Annotated in this window: 1 protein-coding gene; it reads left to right on the forward strand. The window is 58.1% G+C overall.

The window, feature by feature from the left end:
- Positions 1 to 313: POTRA domain-containing protein (locus tag AO268_RS06195; RefSeq protein WP_141562781.1), on the forward strand; the 313-nt coding region annotated here is incomplete at both ends.

Genomic DNA, 313 nt, shown 5'->3' on the forward strand with positions numbered 1-313 from the left:
CCGCCCCGGTGGACAGTCGTTGCTTCCCGATCAAGACCATCGAGCTCAAAGGCGCTGATAGCTTGTCTGCCGCTGATCGCGAGCGTTTGATCAAACCTTATATCGACCAGTGCCTGGGCGTCTCCCAGCTCAATCAACTGCTCAAGGCCGTCACCGACCACTACATCGACAAGGGTATGGTCACCAGCCGTGCCTACTTGCCGCAGCAGGATTTGTCCAAAGGGCATCTGCAAGTGCTGGTGGTCGAAGGCAAGCTCGAAGGCCTGAAAGGCGCCGATAACAGCCAACTCTCGGACCGTGAGTTGGCCATGGC

This window comes from Pseudomonas sp. ICMP 8385 (assembly GCF_002699915.1).
In the GTDB taxonomy this organism is placed as follows: domain Bacteria; phylum Pseudomonadota; class Gammaproteobacteria; order Pseudomonadales; family Pseudomonadaceae; genus Aquipseudomonas; species Aquipseudomonas gessardii.